This window comes from Mycobacterium innocens (genome assembly GCF_900566055.1).
In the GTDB taxonomy this organism is placed as follows: domain Bacteria; phylum Actinomycetota; class Actinomycetes; order Mycobacteriales; family Mycobacteriaceae; genus Mycobacterium; species Mycobacterium innocens.
In genome coordinates this window covers 1-3,277 of sequence record NZ_UPHQ01000233.1, presented here as the reverse complement: position 1 = coordinate 3,277, position 3,277 = coordinate 1, and the positions used below count along the sequence as shown (strand labels likewise).

Below are 3,277 nucleotides of genomic sequence, written 5' to 3'. Positions count from 1 at the left end.
AGGCTGATGCACCGCCTCGAACGACGCCCACCAGCCGAAGTCGAGGCCGAGTACTACGCTCAACAACAGATCGGGCAGCACACCGGTCACACGTAACGAGGTGTGCATGAAACCCGGGATGGTTCAGCATGGCAGCCGCTTTGTGTTTGAGAAGGTCCACTACGTGCACCACCGTGTCCAGTCGCCGTTGACCATCTGGACCAACTTCGTCGTGCATCCCGTCGAAGGCTTGATGGTGATGCTGTGCCTGTACGTTCCGCCGCTGCTGATTGGTGCGCATCCGCTGGTGTTGGTCGCGTATGCGATCACCAACACGACCGCAATGGTGATCACGCACAGCGGATACGACATCACTTTCTATCCCCGCTGGTTGTTGCCGGCCGCGTCGGGCCATGAATTGCATCATTCCGAGCGGCGTCCCACCAGCCTGTCCGTGGTGATGACGTACGGCGACAAGCTGTTTGGCACGTACAAGAATCCGGCCGGGTCACGTCAGCGACTCATGTCGCCGGCATGAGCTGCACTCGCAGGGGGTCCCGGGCCATCCGGCGGGTACCTTGCCGACGGCCGGCCCCTGACCAGTTGATTAGGAATACTTTTGGTATCACCATGATTACTATCGGATCTCGACACGGGTGCTATTTGGTTTCAACACGAATACGTCTGCATCACAACGTCGGGTCGAACGAAACCACAAGCCGTGCCGAATTCCCCGACGGTCCTGCCTGACAGTGTCTTCGACGACGACCAACCGGCCCATGGCCAAGGCCCGACAGGAGTGTCCCGCCAAGGCCGCACGGCCACCACGAATCGGCAACCCGGGCCGACTGCCTGGCCTGGTTGGGCAATCATGGAAAAGATGTTTGAGCAACCGCGGCTACCAGGCCGGTAGCGTAGCGAAACCCGCTGTGCGGCCGAGCACCTCAGCCGTCGTTCACACGCGACACCTCGACCGGCCAAGGGTTCACGTACGTAGGCGAGGCTTCCGTTGAAGCGATGACCATCGCCTGTGAAACCGCTGGCTCTCTGCACAGTGATCAGCCACATCGGTTGCTCTCCAACAGTATTCGAATGACGCGGAACCAAGAGGCAGCTATCCACGGTTGATCGCCCGGGCGGATGAGCGGCAGGTTCGCATGCGTGCTCGGCCCGTCCTCTTCAAACGTACATTGGAATGCCATTGCTTACCAACGCCTTTGACGAAGACGTAGCGACTTCTCGGCACCCTCAAAAGGCTCGTCGAAGGAGCAGAGGGTTGGTCCTGGCGCCGAGATCATCGAGGCCGGGCAATTGCGTGCGACGCGCGGCACCCATCACCTTGCCTCCGAGCGGGTGCCTCGTCGAACTCGGAATCTGGTTGAAAGTACCGGCGGAACACCCGCAAGGCGATTAGGTCAGCTAACCCAAAGCCGGATATTGACAATGGCTCTCGCGGCGCGGCAAACTTCGCTCGGCATTCGCACCTGGGGGTGAAACACCCCTGATGTTAGGTGCGCAACACTACCCGAGAATGCTACGGAAAGCGACGACGAGCACCCGAATTGTCCACTGACAGTTCAACAATCACCGGCTCACTAGTGGATGCGCGAGGAGAATCCATGGGTTATGCCAGGCGTATCGGCGGCGTCGGGGCGATAACCGCTGTTCTGTTGGCTGGCACTACGCCGACCAATCCTACGGTCAGCTACGCTGCGCCAACGGATTCGGGTTCCTCAGCCGGCGAGTGGGCAGACGTGCCGTCACCGCCAGCCGGGTCGGACATCGCGGTGGCTGCGCTCCCGGGCGCGGCGGCTGCGGTACCGGGCGCGGCGGCTGCGGTACCGGGCGCGGCGGCTGGGGCGCCGGGCGCGGCGGCTGCGGCGCCGGGCGCGGCCCTGCCAGGCGCCAGCGCGCAACCGGTCGACCCCGCCAGCATTCCCGATGACCTGCTCAACGCCGTGATCGATTTTCTGGCTGCGGTCCGCAACGGGGTTGTGCCCGTCATCTTCAACCGGACTCCGGTCGCGACCCCCCAACAAGTCAGCATCCCCATCAACGGCAGCACCGGCCCCGTTCCGTTCACGGCCTACGACCCCGACGGCAACAGGATGACCTTCAAGGTCAATCCGCGCGGTACACCTGGTGGACCGCAGCACGGCGTCGTCAACATCAACCAACAAACAGCCAGCTTCACCTATACGGCCGATCCGGGTTTCGTCGGCAACGACACCTTCACCGTCGCCGTCAGCGACGACACCAGCCTGCACGTGCACGGCCTGGCGGGATACCTGGGTCCGTTCCACGGGCACGACGACGTCGCCACTGTGACCGTCTTCGTGGGTGGCGTCCCGACCACGACGATAAGCGGTGCCTTCAGCATGCTCACGTACAACATTGCCGGGCTGCCATTTCCGCTGTCCAGCGCAATCTTGCCGCGCTTTCTGTACACCAAACAGATTGGGCAGCGGCTCAATTCCTACTATGTCGCCAACGTCCAGGAAGACTTCGCCTACCACGATTTCCTGGTCAAGAAATCGGATATGCCCAGCCAGACACCGCCCAGCCCACCCACGTTGCTGTGGCCTATCGGCGTGCCCTTCTCCGACGGACTCAACACCCTCGCACAGTTCAAAGTGAAAAGGCTCGACCGGCAGACATGGTGGCAGTGCAGCGCCGACAACTGCCTCACCGCGAAAGGCTTCAGCTACAGCCAGCTCCAGCTTCCGGGCGGTGAAACGATCGACCTTTACAACCTGCATACCAATACCGGAGGGGGCGCGTTCACCAACGCCAACCTTGCTCAGCTCACCAATTACATCCAGCAGAATTCCGGGGGCCGCGCGGTCATCGTCACGGGCGACTTCAACGCCCTGTATTCCGACGACCAAAGCGCACTTCTGCAATTCGCCGCGAACAATTCGCTGACCGATGCGTGGGTCCAGGTCCAGGGTGGTCCCACCAGCCCACCTTTCGCGCCCACGTGCAAGGTCGGCAACGAGTGCGAGCTGCTGGACAAGATCTTCTACCGCAGCGGTCAGGGCGTGACGTTGACCGCGACCGGTTACAGCAACGAGGCGCCGAAGTTCTTCAATTCCAATGGGCAGCCGCTGTCGGATCACAGTCCGCCCATGGTCACCTTTCAGTACACCGCCGACAATGTGGGTCCCTAGATGAGTAATTCCCAACCTTGGTCAGTGGTCGTAGGCGATCAGTGACCTCTTGACTGGGCTGTTGATCTTCCAGTTGTGCCAGATCACAGCGGCAAGGGCGAGGAGGCGCTGGGCGACGCGGGCGTAGA

Annotated in this window: 2 protein-coding genes and 1 pseudogene; 2 read left to right on the top strand and 1 reads right to left on the bottom strand. The window is 61.8% G+C overall.

What is annotated here, in order from left to right:
• Positions 1–106: 106 nt before the first annotated feature.
• Positions 107–517, top strand: a complete 411-nt coding sequence (locus tag EET03_RS22365; RefSeq protein ID WP_075542565.1) for a sterol desaturase family protein — start codon at positions 107–109, stop codon at positions 515–517.
• Between the two features lie 1,081 nt (positions 518–1,598).
• On the top strand, positions 1,599–3,149 hold the full coding sequence (locus EET03_RS22360) for an Ig-like domain-containing protein (RefSeq protein WP_075542566.1): 1,551 nt from the start codon (positions 1,599–1,601) through the stop codon (positions 3,147–3,149).
• Between the two features lie 21 nt (positions 3,150–3,170).
• Here the strand turns inward: EET03_RS22360 and EET03_RS22355 are convergent.
• Positions 3,171–3,277, bottom strand: a pseudogene (locus tag EET03_RS22355) (IS982 family transposase); the annotation flags it as partial.